16 protein-coding genes are annotated in these 15,991 nt (G+C 64.2%); 5 read left to right on the top strand and 11 right to left on the bottom strand.

Features of this window, described 5'->3' with window-relative positions:
- Nucleotides 1–14: 14 nt before the first annotated feature.
- The 3 genes from AC04SG_RS25750 to AC04SG_RS25740 form a co-directional block, all read right to left on the bottom strand.
- Nucleotides 15–578 carry a TIGR02281 family clan AA aspartic protease gene (locus tag AC04SG_RS25750; RefSeq protein ID WP_488553332.1) on the bottom strand — a complete coding sequence of 188 codons (564 nt, stop codon included), beginning with the start codon at nt 576–578 and terminating at the stop codon, nt 15–17.
- A gap of 129 nt (nt 579–707) precedes the next feature.
- Nucleotides 708–1,337 (bottom strand): uracil phosphoribosyltransferase, encoded by a 630-nt coding sequence (gene upp, locus AC04SG_RS25745; protein ID WP_095084682.1) that lies wholly within the window; start codon nt 1,335–1,337, stop codon nt 708–710.
- A gap of 100 nt (nt 1,338–1,437) precedes the next feature.
- Nucleotides 1,438–2,412, bottom strand: coding sequence for an adenosine deaminase (locus AC04SG_RS25740; protein ID WP_488553331.1), 975 nt, complete (start codon nt 2,410–2,412; stop codon nt 1,438–1,440).
- 134 nt (nt 2,413–2,546) lie between these two features.
- Between AC04SG_RS25740 and ubiE the strand changes: the two genes are divergently transcribed.
- From ubiE to coaBC, 3 genes are all read left to right on the top strand, one after another.
- Nucleotides 2,547–3,323 carry a bifunctional demethylmenaquinone methyltransferase/2-methoxy-6-polyprenyl-1,4-benzoquinol methylase UbiE gene (ubiE, locus tag AC04SG_RS25735; protein ID WP_488553330.1) on the top strand — a complete coding sequence of 259 codons (777 nt, stop codon included), beginning with the start codon at nt 2,547–2,549 and terminating at the stop codon, nt 3,321–3,323.
- A gap of 58 nt (nt 3,324–3,381) precedes the next feature.
- The gene (gene ubiB / locus AC04SG_RS25730; protein ID WP_488553329.1) at nt 3,382–4,956 is read left to right on the top strand and encodes a 2-polyprenylphenol 6-hydroxylase; all 1,575 of its coding nucleotides are present in this window, start codon (nt 3,382–3,384) and stop codon (nt 4,954–4,956) included.
- Between the two features lie 80 nt (nt 4,957–5,036).
- Complete coding sequence (coaBC, locus tag AC04SG_RS25725) at nt 5,037–6,509, top strand: bifunctional phosphopantothenoylcysteine decarboxylase/phosphopantothenate--cysteine ligase CoaBC (RefSeq protein WP_488553328.1); 1,473 nt, start codon at nt 5,037–5,039, stop codon at nt 6,507–6,509.
- 23 nt (nt 6,510–6,532) lie between these two features.
- On the opposite strand, the gene AC04SG_RS25720 is transcribed toward coaBC, so the two are convergent.
- Nucleotides 6,533–7,858: an aspartate aminotransferase family protein gene (locus AC04SG_RS25720; protein ID WP_488553327.1), complete on the bottom strand. Its 1,326-nt coding sequence runs from the start codon at nt 7,856–7,858 to the stop codon at nt 6,533–6,535.
- Nucleotides 7,859–7,956: 98 nt separating this feature from the next.
- Here AC04SG_RS25720 and AC04SG_RS25715 point away from each other — a divergent pair, with 98 nt between their 5' ends.
- Entirely contained in the window at nt 7,957–8,802 is an 846-nt protein-coding gene (locus tag AC04SG_RS25715; RefSeq protein WP_352586211.1) for a LysR family transcriptional regulator, read from the top strand.
- Nucleotides 8,803–8,848: 46 nt separating this feature from the next.
- Here AC04SG_RS25715 and AC04SG_RS25710 read toward each other — a convergent pair whose 3' ends face one another.
- From AC04SG_RS25710 to AC04SG_RS25680, 7 genes are all read right to left on the bottom strand, one after another.
- Nucleotides 8,849–10,285: an MFS transporter gene (locus AC04SG_RS25710; protein ID WP_112559211.1), complete on the bottom strand. Its 1,437-nt coding sequence runs from the start codon at nt 10,283–10,285 to the stop codon at nt 8,849–8,851.
- A gap of 154 nt (nt 10,286–10,439) precedes the next feature.
- Nucleotides 10,440–10,922, bottom strand: coding sequence for a DUF992 domain-containing protein (locus AC04SG_RS25705; protein WP_488553326.1), 483 nt, complete (start codon nt 10,920–10,922; stop codon nt 10,440–10,442).
- A 90-nt stretch (nt 10,923–11,012) separates the two neighbouring features.
- Nucleotides 11,013–11,486 (bottom strand): DUF992 domain-containing protein, encoded by a 474-nt coding sequence (locus AC04SG_RS25700; protein ID WP_488553325.1) that lies wholly within the window; start codon nt 11,484–11,486, stop codon nt 11,013–11,015.
- A gap of 232 nt (nt 11,487–11,718) precedes the next feature.
- Nucleotides 11,719–12,573 (bottom strand): tetratricopeptide repeat protein, encoded by an 855-nt coding sequence (locus tag AC04SG_RS25695; protein WP_488553324.1) that lies wholly within the window; start codon nt 12,571–12,573, stop codon nt 11,719–11,721.
- A gap of 209 nt (nt 12,574–12,782) precedes the next feature.
- Nucleotides 12,783–13,061, bottom strand: a complete 279-nt coding sequence (gene rpsU, locus AC04SG_RS25690) for a 30S ribosomal protein S21 (protein WP_023671138.1) — start codon at nt 13,059–13,061, stop codon at nt 12,783–12,785.
- Between the two features lie 176 nt (nt 13,062–13,237).
- Complete coding sequence (locus AC04SG_RS25685; RefSeq protein WP_488553323.1) at nt 13,238–13,624, bottom strand: SET domain-containing protein; 387 nt, start codon at nt 13,622–13,624, stop codon at nt 13,238–13,240.
- 104 nt (nt 13,625–13,728) lie between these two features.
- Nucleotides 13,729–14,487, bottom strand: a complete 759-nt coding sequence (locus AC04SG_RS25680; RefSeq protein ID WP_488553322.1) for an SDR family oxidoreductase — start codon at nt 14,485–14,487, stop codon at nt 13,729–13,731.
- A 236-nt stretch (nt 14,488–14,723) separates the two neighbouring features.
- Between AC04SG_RS25680 and AC04SG_RS25675 the strand changes: the two genes are divergently transcribed.
- Nucleotides 14,724–15,977 carry a sarcosine oxidase subunit beta gene (locus AC04SG_RS25675; RefSeq protein WP_112559217.1) on the top strand — a complete coding sequence of 418 codons (1,254 nt, stop codon included), beginning with the start codon at nt 14,724–14,726 and terminating at the stop codon, nt 15,975–15,977.
- Nucleotides 15,978–15,991 lie beyond the last annotated feature (14 nt).

The following is a 15,991-nucleotide window of genomic DNA, read 5'->3' as shown; positions in this document are numbered from 1 at the left end:
GAACCCGTGGCAGCCTACTGCACGAGCAGCAATGTGCCGTTTTCGACCTGGTACTTTGCCAGCCGCTGCAAAAAGCTCATGCCGATCAGGTTGGTCTGCAGCGCCCTGTCGTCGAGCACCACCGCCTGGATGTTGTCGACGCTGATCTTGCCGATCTGCAGGCGGTCGATGTTGACCACGGCCGCTCTGATCGCGCCGTTGGCGGTGTTGACCTGATGGCTGAAATCCGACGGGTTGAGCGAGATGCCGATGCGCCGCGCCGTCGAGGTGTTGATGGCGACCAGCGTGGCACCGGTGTCGATCATGCCGTCGACCTGGCGGCCGTTGAGCTTGAAGGCGGAGGTGAAATGGCCGCGCTCGTCAGCCGCCACCAATACCTTGCGGCCGGTGGGCAGCGGTGCGGCCGGTTTGTCAGGAACCGAGGCGAGGTTCAGCTCGGGCTGCGGTTGCGCGGCCGGCTTGCTGGCGACCGTCGACTTCAGCAGGCCGTCAAGCATTTGCGGGTTCGACTGGTAGACGATCGGGATCGACGCCGATGTTCCGGCGAACACGCCCAAAATGAGAAGCTTGCGCAGCATGAATGGACCTTCGTGAAGGGCCATTCTCGTGCGCATATGGTGTTTGCCGCTTTAACGCCGGCCCGAAACCGAGGCTTTGCGTAAACGGGCGGTAAACGAGGCTGTGTCGGCCGGCTTTGCCAGCCGCCGTCATTTGGTCCCGTACATGCGGTCGCCGGCATCGCCGAGGCCGGGCATAATGTAGCCCTTCTCGTTGAGCTGGCGGTCGATTGAGGCGGTGAACACCGGAACATCCGGATGCGCCTTGGTGAAGCGCTCGATGCCCTCTGGTGCCGCCAGCAGGCAGAGGAAGCGGATGTTGGTGGCGCCGCGCCCTTTCAGCTTGTCGATCGCCGCGATCGCCGAATTGGCGGTCGCCAGCATCGGGTCGACGACGATCACCAGCCGGTCGGCGAGATCGCTCGGGGCCTTGAAGAAATATTCCACCGCCTCCAGCGTCTCGTGGTCGCGGTAGAGGCCGATATGGGCGACGCGCGCCGCCGGCACCAAGTCGAGCAGGCCTTCGAGCAAGCCGTTGCCGGCGCGCAGTACCGAGGCGAAGACCAGCTTCTTGCCCTCCAGCGTCGGCGCCTCCATGGTCTCGATCGGCGTCTCGATGGTTGTCGTCGTCAGTTCGAGGTTGCGGGTGACCTCATAGCCGAGCAGCAACGAAATCTCGCGCAGCAGCCGCCGGAAGCCGGCTGTCGACGTCTCCTTCTTGCGCATGATGGTCAGCTTGTGCTGGACAAGCGGGTGGTCGACGACGGTGACGCCCTGCATGGGTTACTCCTGAAATTTTCGCTGCTTGCAACAACCCTAGCGACAATGCGCCGGCCAAGGAACCGCCTGGCGGCGCCGGCCACAGCTTTGTCGCGGGAAATCAGCGCGCGACGGCGTTCAGCCGCGCAAGAAGCGCCGTCTTGGTCTTCCTGTCGACGAAAGCGGCCTCGATCGCCGTCTTGGTGACGGCGGTCAGCGCCTTTTCGTTCATGGCAAAATGTTCGGCGGCAATATCGTATTCGCGCTTCAGCGAGGTCCAGAAATAGGGCGGGTCGTCGGAGTTCAGCGTCACCTTGCAGCCGGCTGCCTGCAAAGCGGTGAAGGGATGGTCGGCGAAAGTCTCGTAGACCTGGAGCGCGATGTTGGAGCCGGGGCAGCATTCGAGCACGATGCCCTCATCGGCGATGCGCCGCACCAGGTCGGGGTTTTCGATGGCGCGCACGCCATGGCCAATGCGCGAGGGGCGGATGTGGTCGAGGGCTGCCTGTACCGTCTCCCAGCCGGTCAGTTCGCCGGCATGGATGGTGATGCCGAGGCCGGCTTCGCGGGCGATCTCGAAGGCCCTGACATAATCCTCCATCTCGCCGATACGCTCGTCGCCGGCGACGCCGAAGCCGGTGACCAGCGGGTTGCCGCAGCGCGCCGCAAAGCGCGCCGCCTGCTCGATCGATTCGACGCCGACATGACGCACGCCGGTGACGATCATGCGGCCCTCTATGCCGGTCTTGGCCTTGGCGCGCAGCATGCCTTCGCCGAGCGCGTCGGTGTAGGCCTTGGGTGACAGGCCGGCCCTGACGGCATGGTCGGGCGAGGTGAAGACTTCGGAATAGATAGCGCCGTCGCGGGCAAGGCTGGTCAGATAATGGTCGGCGAGGCGCGCATAATCCTCCTCGGTGCGGAACAAATCGGAGGAAAAATCGTAAGCCGCGAGAAAGGAGCTGAAATCGTGCCAGACGAAGGAGCCGTTCTGAATATAGGGCGAGGTGTCCTTGCCGTATTTCTGCGCCTGGCGGATGACGAGCTCGGGCGCCGCTGCCCCTTCGATGTGGCAGTGCAGTTCTGCTTTCAAAGGCATTCAAACATCCCGTCGGTCAGTCCAGGTCTTGAAAACCCGCCACCTGGAAGCGCGGCTGAACACCGCGCCTTAAACAATAGCGCCCGCACCATCGATCGGCTATGGTCCCGCCGGTTTTATGACGGATCAAAATAATGTCAGTTGAGAGAACCACGGCCGCGGGCGGCATGGAAACCTCCTATGGTTTCAAGAGCGTAGGGCCAGGCGACAAGCAGCCCTTGGTCAATGACGTTTTCCACAAGGTGGCGGGCCGCTACGACCTGATGAACGACCTGATGTCGGCCGGACTGCACCGGCTGTGGAAGGACGCCATGGTGACATGGCTCAATCCGCCGAAACGTCCGGGCTGGAAAGTGCTCGACGTGGCCGGCGGCACCGGCGACATCGCCTTCCGCATCGTCGACGCCAGCCATGGCAATGCGCATGCCACGGTGCTCGACATCAATGGCTCGATGCTCAGCGTCGGCCGCGACCGGGCCGAGAAGAAGGCCCTGTCCGGAAGCACCGATTTCGTCGAGGCCAATGCCGAGGAACTGCCTTTTGCGGACGCTACCTTCGACGCCTACACCATCGCTTTCGGCATCCGCAACGTGCCGCGCATCGATGTCGCGCTCAGCGAGGCATTCCGCGTGCTGAAGCCCGGTGGGCGGTTCCTCTGCCTGGAATTTTCCGAGGTCGAGATGCCGCTGCTCGACAAGGTCTACGAAGCCTGGTCGTTCAACGCCATTCCGCAGATCGGCAAGATGGTGACCGGCGACGGCGAGCCCTATTCCTATCTGGTCGAATCGATCCGCAAATTTCCCAACCAGCAGAACTTTGCTTCGATGATCACCCGGGCCGGCTTCGAGCGGGTATCGTTCCGCAACTATTCCGGCGGAATTGCCGCGCTGCATTCGGGCTGGAAGCTTTGAGGCAGGACAGTTTGCAGCAGGCCAATTTGCAGCAGGTCAATTTGCAGCAGGTTTGGGCATGAGCAGCGTCGGCGCCGCCTTTCGGCTCGCACGGGCCGGCTGGGTGCTGGTCCGCGAGGGCGTGATCGCAGCACTTCCGGGCGACGAGCTCAGCGGCCTGCCGAAATTCGGCTGGGGCATGGCGCGGCTGTTCACCCGCCGTCGCGCGCTTGCCTATGAGCGCAGCGACCGGCTGGCCAAGGCGGTGGTCCGGCTTGGGCCCTCCTACGTCAAGCTAGGTCAGTTCCTGGCGACGCGGCCCGATGTCGTCGGCAACGACATGGCGCTCGACCTCGCCATGCTGCAGGACAAGATGCACACCTTCCCGCAGGCGGAAGCTGTGGCGGCTATCGAGGGCTCGCTCGGGCGCAAGATCGGCGAGCTCTATACCGAGTTCGGCGATCCCGTCGCGGCGGCCTCCATCGCCCAGGTTCATCCTGCGCAAGCCATCCATGATGGCGTTGATACCAAGGTGGCGGTGAAAGTGATCCGGCCGGGCGTGCGCCACCGCTTCTTCCAGGATCTCGAAAGCTATTTCCTCGCCGCCCGCCTGCAGGAGAAGTACGTCCCGTCATCGCGCCGGCTGCGGCCGATCGAGGTGACCGAGACGCTGGCGCAGACCACCAAGGTCGAGATGGATCTCCGGCTCGAGGCGGCCGCGCTTTCGGAGCTCGGCGAAAACACCAAGGACGATCCCGGTTTTCGCGTGCCGTCGGTCGACTGGGAACGCACCGGCCGCGACGTGCTGACCATGGAGTGGGTCGACGGCGTCAAAATGAACGACGTGGCTGGTCTCGTGGCGGTCGGTCACGATCTCAAGGCCATCGCCACCAACCTGATCCAGTCGTTCCTGCGCCACACGTTGCGCGACGGCTTCTTCCATGCCGACATGCATCCGGGCAATCTGTTCGTCGAGGCGAACGGCGATATCGTCGCCGTCGATCTCGGCATTGCCGGGCGACTCGGCAAGAAGGAGCGCCGCTTCCTCGCCGAAATCCTCTACGGCTTCATCACCCGCGACTATCTGCGCGTGGCCGAAGTCCATTTCGAGGCCGGCTATGTGCCGCGCCAGCACAATGTCGCGGCCTTCGCCCAGGCGATCCGCGCCATTGGCGAGCCGATCCATGGCCAGCCGGCCGAGACCATCTCGATGGCCAAGCTTCTGACGCTGCTGTTCGAGGTCACCGAACTGTTCGACATGGCGACGCGGCCGGAACTGATCCTGCTGCAGAAGACCATGGTGGTGGTCGAAGGTGTGGCGCGCACGCTCGATCCGGCCTTCAACATGTGGAAGACGTCCGAGCCGGTGGTCGGCCAGTGGATCGCCGGCAATCTTGGCCCGAGCGGACTTTTGATGGATGCGCGCGACAGCGCCAAGGCGCTGCTGGCGCTGGCGCGCCAAGCACCCGACCTCGCCGCCCGCACCGAGCGGCTGTCGCGGGAGATCGATCTGATGGCCGAGCACGGGCTGCGTTTCGACGAGGCGACATCGCGCGCCATCGGCAAGGCCGAAGCCCGCTACACCCGCTCAGGCCGGCTGGCGCTGTGGGTGATCGCGCTGACGCTGGTCTATATTGCCTGGAAGCTGCTCTAGCCGTCTGCCGGGAACGGCTTGTCTCAAAATGATTGCATTGCTATCGTTGCATCCGGCGATTTCGAGCAGAGTGCAATCATATGGCCAGCATCACCATTCGCAACCTTGACGACGAGGTCAAGGATCTGCTGCGCCGGCTGGCGGCGGAGAACGATCGCTCAATGGAAGAGCAGGCGCGGGTGATGATCCGCGCCGCGGTCGAGGGACAGCTTGGCCCCTCTGGCCGCATCGACCAGATCGAACAGACGCTGCGCGAACTGGCAAGCGCACGCAGCCCGATAGCGCCGACTGCCGCTGCGGCCAGCAAGGTCATGTCGCGTGGCAGCCTCTCCGGCAAGCGCATCCTGCTGATCATCGGCGGCGGCATTGCCGCCTACAAGGCGCTCGACCTGATCCGCCGGCTGCGCGAGCGCGGTGCGGCGGTGCGAGTGGTGATGACATCGGCCGCGCAGGAGTTCGTCACCACGCTGTCGGTCGGCGCGCTTTCGGCCGACCATGTCTTCACCGAACTGTTCGATCGCAATGACGAGCACGATGTCGGCCACATCAGGTTGTCGCGCGAGGCCGACCTTTTGGTGGTGGCGCCGGCCACCGCCGACCTGATGGCCAAGCTCGCCAACGGCCATGCCAACGACCTCGCCTCCACCGTGCTGCTCGCCACTGACAAGAAGGTTTTGCTGGCGCCGGCGATGAACCCGAAAATGTGGTCGCATGCCGCGACGCGCCGCAACCGGGCGACCCTCGCCAAGGACGGCATCGCCTTCGTCGGCCCGGCCAAGGGCGAGATGGCCGAAAGCAACGAGGCCGGCGAGGGCCGCATGGCCGAGCCGCTGGAGATCGTGGCAGTGATTGAAGCGATGCTCGACAGCAAGCCGAAGCCGCTCGCCGGCCGCCGGATCATCGTCACCTCAGGCCCGACGCATGAGCCGATCGACCCGGTCCGCTACATCGCCAACCGCTCGTCGGGCAAGCAGGGTCATGCGATTGCGGCAGCGCTGGCGAGGCTTGGCGCCGATGTCCAACTGGTCTCCGGTCCTGTGAGCATTGCCGATCCTGCCGGCGTTGCGACGACGCATGTCGAGACCGCAAGCGAGATGAAGGCCGCCGTCGAGAGCCTACTGCCGGCGGACGCCGCGGTGTTCGTGGCAGCGGTCGCCGACTGGCGCACCGCCGGTACGGCCGGCGAAAAGATCAAGAAGGTAGCGGGCGAGGGGCCGCCGGCGCTGCAGATGGTCGAAAACCCCGACATTCTTGCCGGCGTCGGCCATCACCAGAAGCGGCCGGGCCTGGTCGTCGGTTTCGCCGCCGAGACGCAGGATCTGATCGCCAATGCCGAGGCCAAGCTGAAGAAGAAGGGCGCCGATTTCATCGTCGCCAACGACGTTTCGCATGAAAGCGGCGTCGGCCCCACAGGCGTGATGGGCGGCGATCGCAACAAGGTGCGCATCGTCTTCAAATCCGGCGTCGAGGAATGGCCGGAAATGGGCAAGGACGAGGTGGCGGCGCGGCTCGCCGCGCTCATCGCCGAACGGCTGAAGACCCTCGTGGTCTGAGCGGCCGCTCTGGCCGCCGATACTCACTCGGCGGCGATGCCGGGAGCGCTCGCTGCAAGCCCGGCTTCAATCGACTCTGCGATGATCCGCAGGCCGAGATCCAGTTCCTGCTCGGAGATGGTCAGCGGCGGGGCGATACGAAACACGCCGCCCATGCCGGGAAGCTTGACGATGTTCATGCTGAGACCGCGCCGGAACGCTTCCGCCGCAATGGTTGCGCCAAGCTGGTGGTCGGGCTGCTTGCCGTCCTTGACGATCTCGACGCCGAGAAGAAGCCCGCGCCCGCGCACGTCGCCGACGCATTCATAGCGCTGCTTGAGCCGCGACAGCCCGTCGAACAATCGTCCGCCCATATGCCGGGCGCGGTCGACCAGTTCTTCTTCTTCCACCACATCGAGCACGGCCAAGCCCACTGCTGCCGGCAGCGGGTCGGAGACATGCGTGGTGTAGAACAGGAAGCCTTTCTCGTGCGCGGCCTCTTCGATGTCGGCTGTCGTCATGACAGCTGACAGAGGCAGGCCGGCGCCGATGGTCTTGGACAGGGTAAGAATATCGGGCGTGACGCCGTCCCTCTGGAAGGCGAACATGTCGCCGGTGCGGCCAATGCCGGTCTGCGCCTCATCCAGGATAAGCAGCATGCCGCGCTCGCTGCATTTTTGCTTGAGCGCCGCGAGGTAGCCTAGTGGCAGTTCCAATATGCCGCCGCTCGACAGGATCGGCTCGGCGACGAACGCCGCTAGGCTTCCCGTCGACTGGCTGTCGACGAGGTCGAAGGCGTCGTCGAGTTCGGTGCGCCAGTCGAGCGAGCCGTCGGCATTCCTGAAGCGCGGCCGAAAGCTGTTAGGGGCAGGGATGGCCAGCGACCCGACCGTGGCCGGTCCGTAGCCCTTGCGGCCGGCGCTGTAGGTCGCTGACGCCGCAGCCCCGGTCATGCCATGCCAGCTCTTCGAGAACGCAACGACCTCGTGCTTGCCGGTCACCAGCTTGGCCATGCGGATCGCCGCTTCGTTCGATTCCGCACCCGTCGAAAGCAGCATGACCCGGTCGAGTCCTGGCGCCAGTGCCGCAAGGCGTTCGGCAAGCTCGACCACCGGTCGCGACAGCATGCCGCTGAAGAGATGCGCGACCTCCGCGACTTGGCGGGTCACCGTCGAAACGATCCTGGGGTGGGAATGGCCGAGCAGCGCGCTCATCTGACCGGAGGTGAAGTCGAGGATGGGCCTGTCGTCGGCATCGTAGACGAAGGAGCCAACAGCGCGCTCGATGATGGCGGGCTCGAAGCTGCCGCCATAGCGTATCAAATGCTTCTGCGCCGCCGCCCAGAATTCGCGATCCGCGTTTTTCGACATGCCGCAGCTCCATAAAACCGTTGAGGAGGAAAAAATAGCCGATGGCGTGGGTGCAGTAAAATTGATAGTAATCGGATTCCGATATCAATGGAATTGATATGCAGGTTCCACTCGATCTCAAGCTGCTGACGACCTTCGTGCGAGCGGCGCATTCGGGAACGCTGAGCGCGGTGGCCATACAGGTCGGGCGCACCCAGTCGGCCGTGACCATGCAGATACAACGGCTCGAGGAGGCGCTGGGCCAAAACCTGTTTCATCGCAGCGGCAGCGGCGTGCGGCTCACCGGCAGCGGCGAGCGGTTCCTCGCCTATGCCGAGCGCATTCTCAAAATCCATGATGAAGCGATCTCGGCGCTGTCCGACAAGGGCCTGCACGGCTCGATCATTTTCGGCAGCCCCGAGGATTATCTGAGCGCCTTCTTTCCCGCCCTCCTGAAGAGTTTCGGCACGATGTATCCCGATGTCGAAATCAAGGTGGTCTCAGCGCCGACCGTCGAATTGCGGACGCTGCTCAACGCACGCCAGATCGACCTGGCACTGGTTTCGAATGCGCATGATGCACAAGGCGTGGTGCGCACGGAACGGCTGGTCTGGGTCGGCAGCAAGCCGACCCTGGATCTCTATGAGTTCGGCGACACCGTGCCGCTGGCGCTGTCGGCGTCGAACGCTGTCGACCACAGAGCGGCGTGCGAGGCCATGGCCCGCGCCGGGCTGCGCTACAAAATCGCCTACGCCAGCAACAGCCTTGCCGGGTTGATCGCGGTGGCGCGGTCGGGTCTCGCCATCAGCGTGATGGCACAGGAGGCGGTGCCATCCGACCTGCATATTCTGCCGCTGCCGCCACTGCCGCGCCTTGGCATTCTGATCGCCTTTGCCGACACCGAGCGGTCGCCTGCGGTGGAGGCGTTTGCCAATCACATCCGCAGCGTTCTTCCGTCGCTTTGACAGGCTGGCCGGTCGGGAGGCAACCGGCCAGTTCCCGGCCGTGGCCTCAGCCTGCCGCCAATTGTGGCCGGCTTGCCGTCAAAGCCATCCTCAACGCCGCCAGGCAGCCGACAATGCCGAGCGGCACGAAGGCGAGGAACAGCCAGCCGGCGACGCTGGCCGCCGCATCGCGGTTCAGCCCTGCGGAGAAGCCGCTGGCATTGGCGATGATGCCGGCCACGGCAGCACCGACGGCGTAGCCGATGCGCTGCATGGTCGGCACGGCGGCCGAGGCAATCGTCTGCTCGCCATCGCGAGCCGAGGCGACGATGATCCGCGTCAGGAACGGCCAGGTGACGCCGAAGCCACCGCCTTGCAGCAGGGCGCAGACCAGGATCAGCGGGATCGACCCCGACGGGATCGAGTAAGCGAAACCGGCGAGGCCGGATGCAATCATCAGCGCGCCGATGACGATGATTTGCCGTTCGCGCTCCAGCGGCGCATTGGCGACGGCAATCGACAGAATCGACCAGGCGATCGATTCGGCGGCGATGATGTAGCCGGTGGTCAGGATCGGGATGCCGTGCAGTGTGGTCAGCAGCAGTGGCCCGTAGATCGAGAAGGAGACCGTAGCCACCGAAAAGGCGGCGACCACGGTCATGCCGCTGCCGACCGGCGAGCGCCACGAAAACAGCTGTGAGGGGAACAGCCGCGAGCGCGGCTTCATGGCGTCGACGAATACGAACAGCGCCAGGCCGGCGAGGCCGAGGATGAGCAGCAGCGAGGAGCGCAGCAGGGCGACGTCGACGCCGGCGGTGGCGATCAGCACGACAGCGATGGCGAGACAGCCAAGTGCTGCATAGGGGAAGGGTGGCGAGGTGCCGGCGGCGGCTTGCGGCTTTGTCGCTTCCGGCGTGTTCAGCACGATGAAGCTCGCCAGCGCCATGGCGATGCCGCCGAGCACGAAGACGCCGAAGGCCCAGCGCCAGGACAAGAGCTCGACCATGATGGCGCCGAGCATCGGGCCGCTGAAGGCGGCGACGCCCCAGATCGCCGACATGATGCCGAACAGCTGCGGCCAAATCCTACGGTCGAACAGCCGCTCGACCGAGACGAAGGCCAGCGACACCAGCGCGCCGCCGCCGAGGCCCTCGACCAGGCGGCCGGCGAGAAACACCGGCATGGACGGTGCGGTGGCACAGATCAGCGCGCCGGCGGCATAGAGCAAAGCGGCGACCGTGACGTTGGAGCGCAGCGCGACATAGCTGACCATGCGCCCTGCGGCAGCACCGGCGACGATGGCGCCTAGTTCGTAGACCGCCAGCGACCAGCCGACGAACTGAACGCCGGCGAGGTCGCCGACCATGGCCGGCATGACGGTTGCCACCATCGTCTCGTTGGTGGCGTGCAGCAGGATGCCGAGGCTGATAAAGCAGAAGCGCGCGAGGTCGCCGCTTGCCCACAATGCCCGCCAGTCGACTTTGTTGCTGGTGATGTCAGTCATTCTTTCTACCCTGCCTTTGCATATCTCGATGCCGGCGCGTTGCACCAGAAGCCAGTGTGGCTTTCCGGCCGGGCCATGCGTGCTGTTTCAGTCAGGGCAGGCTTGTAAAACCTCAACCGAGGTTGAGTTCAAGCGGCTTTTTTCGCCAGTGCGATCAGTTCTCGGTGCTGCGCAGCTGGAACTGGCTGACGCCGATGGCGATGTTAATGCCGGTCTGGGTCTGCAGGCTGAGCGGCTGCAAGGTGAAGGCCTGCGAGGAGCCGCCGACCAGGAGATTGGCCCCGGCGCCGACCGCCGCCGTGACCTCGGCGCTGGCGCCGACATAGTCGCCGGCCAGCGCGCCCGGCGCATAGATGTTCTTCAGCGGCGTCAGCACCAGCCACTGCATGACGGTCTGCTTGGTGGTGCCGATGTCGAGCCCGTATTTGTTGACGGCGCCGAAATAGGCTTCCGGCGAAAAGCTCTTGTCGGCCGGGGTGAAGGTGCAGCTCAGATCCTTGCTGGAGCCGAAGATGAAGCCGGTGCCGCCGCCTATGGCGCAATCGAGCACGCCGAGTTCTATGCCCTGGTCCTGCGCTTGAGCGTGTTCTGCCCAGGCAATGGCGATGATGGCGGCGGCGGCGATGGTCTTCAGCACGGCGGTTCCCCCCAAAAAGCATACGGCGCGAAACAGTATCCTGTTCCGCGCCGCACGTAGAGGGATCAGTCGATCCTTATTTGCCGATACTTACTTGAACGAGTGGATCAGTTCCAGCGAGGTCACCGCAACCGCCACGTTGACGCCGGTCTGCGCCTGGACGCTGAGCGGCTCCAGCACAAAGGCGCTGTCCAGCCCGCCGACCAGCAGATTGGCGCCGCCGCCGGTCACGACGCTCGCCTCGGCGTTGACGCCGTAATAATGGCCGGCAAGGTCGCCCCCGTCATGGCTGCGGGTGGCGGCCAGAACAGCCCACACCAGCTGGCCCTGATGCGTCTGGCCGAGATCGACGCCGAGCTTGGAGATCATCCCCGTGTATTTCTCGGACGGCCCATGGTGGTAGGGGCGGAAGGTGCAGTCGACGCCCTTGTTCGACGTGACGACGTAACCGACGCCACCGTCGATGGTGCAATCGAGCGTGCCGAGTTGAAGCTTGCCGGCGCTGGCGGGAACGGCAAGCAGCGTCGTGGCGAGCGCTGCGGCGCAGCCGAGTTTCTTAATCATGGGTCAGTCCTTTCGAAAAATTGCCTTCAACAACGGTTGAACGGCCCGGAGCGTTCCGCTGAAAACTTGGCGCGATCAAGGCAAGGGTTAACGCTTTGCCCCTCGGTGGTTAAGATTGAGTGATGGCGTGTCGGCCAGAGCTCAGTGGCGCCACAGGCGCCCGAGCGCCGACCAGGCCTTGTCCAGCGGGCCTGTTTGCGGGCGACGACCCGCGCGGCGAACCGGCTGGGTATCAGCCGGCGGTGGCGGTGGCGGTGCGCGACAGGCCGTCCTTGGCCGGCTGGTAGGTCGGGTCGAGATGGACGGCTTCACGGTAGGATTTGGATGCCCGCACCTTGTCGCCGCGGCGCTCGTAGATCAGCGCCTGGTTGGCCCAGGCCTCGGCGTTCTTGCCGTCGAGCTTGATGGCCATGTTGAAGTCGGAGAAGGCGTTGTCCTCATCATTCATGGCGAGATAGGACAGGCCGCGGCCGTTATAGGGTTCGGCGGCATCCGGCGCCAGCGAGATGGCGGTCGAGAAATCCTCGATGGCAAATTTGTGCTGGCCCTGGCTCTGATAGATCAGGCCGCGATTGTGGTAGGCGCGGGCATCGGTGGTGTCGAGCTGGATCGCCTTCTGGAAATCGTTGAAGGCCTGCTGGGTCTGGCCGGCCTTGCGATAGAGATTGCCGCGGCCGATATAGGCGGCGTCGTAATTGCCGTTGATCTGGATCGAGCGGTTGTAGTCGGCAAGGGCGGCGGCCTGGTTGCCGAGGAAGCGCTGGATCAGCGCCCGGTTCGAATAGGCCTGGTAGAAATTCGGATTGAGCTGGATGGCGGTGTCGAAGTCCTTCAGCGCCGCCTGGTACTGGCCGCCACGGCCATAGGCCGAGCCGCGCACATTGTAGCCTTCGGGATCCTGGGGATTGCGCTGGATCACCGCAGACAGCGAGGAGATGTTTTCGGTCGAGCCTTGCGCCTTGTCGATGTTGTTGAACTCGCCGGTCGGGACGCTCTGGCAGCTGGCAAGCACCAGGCCGGAGATCAGGGCTGCCGTCAGGGCGAAACCGCGCATTGTTGTTCTGCGCTCTACGCTGATTGCATTCATGACTGCCCTGTCCTCACTTCAGTCGCGTCTCTCAGTCCAGGTCCCCCTCCGGGCCGGGTCCACAGATTGTCGTAACAAAATCTAGAGCGCCGTTTGCGCGCTCAAGGGAACGCCCTCTAACAAAAAGGCGGCGCTCTAAACAAAAAGGTGGCGGCGATTCCGCATCGCGCCACCTCAAATTATCCTTCGAAAAGGACGAAAAATTGGCGTCAGAACCGCGGCGGGCGCGGAGCACCACCAGGACCACCGGCGGCGCCGGCAGCAACCGGGCGCGGCGTCATCGGCAGCAGGCCTTCGCGCTGAGCGCGCTTGCGGGCCAGCTTGCGGGCGCGGCGAACGGCTTCAGCCTTTTCACGGGCGCGCTTCTCGGAGGGCTTCTCGTAGTGGCCGCGCATCTTCATTTCGCGGAAAATGCCTTCACGCTGCATCTTCTTCTTGAGAGCGCGAAGCGCCTGATCAACGTTGTTGTCGCGGACGAGTACCTGCACGGGCAATCCTGTCTTTCGGGTTTGATATCAACAGGCAAGCGGCCATAGCCACATGCCTCCGCGGCGATTTACACCACGAATTGTGGCGGCTGATAGCAGAATCAGGCCGCGCTGTCCACACTCGAAATGCAGGACAACCGCCAATTTGCCACGGTCGCCTCCAGATAGGGCGCCCACTAGGCGCTGGCCAGATGAAGCCGGGCGAAATCCTCGAAGAATTCGCCGTAGTCGCAGGTGATTTCCTCGCCGGCTGATATATCGCGGGTCGCGGTGGCGCCGCCATATTGCGAAAAGTCGGTGTTCGGCCGGTCGGCGTGGTTCATGAAGCGGCCATTGTCGACCTCATAGACCATGAAGCCGGGACGGTCGGGGCTCGGATAGGCGTAGCGGTCGAGCAATTCGCGGAGGTGCGGGGGTGCCGCCTCGTATTTGTCCATCGGGATCAGCCGGTCGAAATCCGGATCGAGCCGCCAGATCGAGGCGCCCTTCCTGATCGGCTCGGCGGCGAAGACGCCGACGCCTTCGATTGCGCTCTGGGCGATATAGGTTCTGATCAGCAGCATATCCGTCTCCTCACTCGAAACCGAATCGCCAAATCGTGTGGAAAAAGCAAGTCCGGTTTCGAGGCTCTATGACTGATCGGTGCAGGCTGTGACCGCGAAATGCTTCACGTCCGGGTGATCGAGATGCCGCCATCGGCAAACAGCGCCGATCCGGTGGTGAAGCTCGAAGCATCCGAGGCCAGAAAGAGCGCCGCGCGGGCGATCTCTTCTGGCTCCGCCACACGCTTCAAGGCGTGCAGGTTTTCGACGAAAGCACGCGATTCCGGAGTCTTGAACGTCGCCGACGGCGTGTCGGTGCCGCCCGGTACCAGCGCGTTGACCCGCACGCTCTTGGGACCATATTCGGCGGCCAGCACCTGCGTCAGCCCGATCAGTCCGGCCTTGCTGGCGGCATAGCTGGTCATACCGGGCATGCCGACGGTGTGACCGACAAAGGTGGAGGTGAAGATCAGCGATCCGCCGCCACGCTCGACCATTGCCGGCACCTGGTATTTGGCGCCGAGAAAGGCGCTGGTCAAATTGGCGTCGAGCGTTTCGCGCCAGCCCTTGAGCGACAGGTCCGAAATCGGACCCATTGGGCCGACGGCGCCGACATTGTTGAAGGCGATATGGAGCCCGCCAAACCTTTCGATGGCCAGATCGACAAGGGCTTTTGCATAGGCCTCTTCAGTGACGTCGCCGGCCAGCGCGATTGCCGTGCCGTCGGCTTCCTCGATTTCGGCGACCAGCGCGTCAAGCTCGGCCTGGCGGCGGGCGGCGACAACGACCTTGGCGCCTTCCTCGGCAAAGAGTTTTGCCGTGGCGCGGCCGATGCCGGAACTGGCGCCAGTGACAATGGCGATCTTATTGGCGAGTGCGAACATTTTCTGCATCCTTTTTTCGCGCCAGCATCGCCGGCAATCGGGATGTTAGTCGCAGGCTGGGGCGGCGCGAGCCACCCGATACGTGCGAAGCCTGCCGGGACCTCTTTTCCACCACGGCGCAAAACGGCAAGCGCCGTCGCAAACAGCGCAAGGGTGGAAGCGCTGTTTCGCTAGTGATACACCTCGCGCGCCGGGGCCGAGTGAATGCCCCTGCCGCCATTTGCGAGGCTGGAACGTTGAAAAAATATTCGGTATTCGCCATCGCCCGCGAGGCCATGCGCGGCCATAAGGGCTGGGAGGAACAATGGTCCTCGCCGGAGCCGAACAAGGAATACGACGTCATTATCGTCGGCGCCGGCGGCCATGGCCTTGCCACCGCCTACTATCTCGCCACCGTGCACGGCATCACCAATGTCGCGGTGCTGGAAAAGGGCTGGCTCGGCGGCGGCAATACGGGGCGCAACACCACCATCATCCGCTCCAACTATCTCTATGACGAGAGCGCCGGCATTTACGACCATGCGCTGAAGCTGTGGGATGGGCTCAGCCAGGAGCTCAACTACAACGTCATGTATTCGGCGCGCGGCGTGATGATGCTGGCACACAATGTGCACGACATCCAGGTGCTGAAGCGCCATGTCCACGCCAATCGCCTCAACGGCATCGACAATGAATGGCTGACGCCGGAGCAGGCGAAGGAATTCTGCCCGCCGCTCAACATTTCCAAGCAGGCACGCTATCCCGTCGTCGGTGCAGCCCTTCAGCGCCGCGGCGGCACGGCGCGCCACGATGCTGTTGCCTGGGGCTATGCGCGCGGCGCTTCGGCGCGCGGTGTGCACATCATCCAGAACTGCGAGGTCACCGGGGTCAAGCGCGCGGCCAATGGCGCGGTCATGGGCGTCGACACCACGCGCGGCTTCATCGGCGCCAAGAAGGTCGGCGTGGTTGCCGCCGGCCATTCCTCTGTGATCATGAACATGGCCGGCGTGCGCATGCCGCTGGAAAGCTATCCGCTGCAGGCGCTGGTGTCGGAGCCGGTCAAGCCGGTGGTGCCCTGCGTGGTGATGTCGAACACGGTGCACGCCTATATCTCGCAGTCCGACAAGGGCGAACTGGTGATCGGCGCCGGTACCGATCAATATGTCTCCTATTCGCAGACCGGTGGCCTGCACATCCTGCAGCATACACTGGACGCCATCTGCGAGATGTTCCCGATCTTCACCCGCATGAAGATGCTGCGCTCGTGGGGCGGCATTGTCGACGTCACGCCCGACCGCTCGCCGATCCTGGCCAAGACCCCGGTGCCCGGCCTCTACGTCAATTGCGGCTGGGGCACGGGTGGCTTCAAGGCGACGCCCGGCTCGGGCCATGTCTTTGCCCACACCATCGCCAAGGACGATCCGCATCCGATCAACGCGCCCTTCACCATCGAGCGCTTCCGCACCGGCCGCCTCATCGACGAGGCAGCGGCGGCGGCGGTGGCGCACTGATGGCTGCCATGAGG

Source organism: Mesorhizobium sp. CNPSo 4684 (assembly GCF_057784315.1).
Note: the sequence above shows the minus strand (reverse complement) of the source record. Positions and strands in the feature narration are given on the sequence as shown.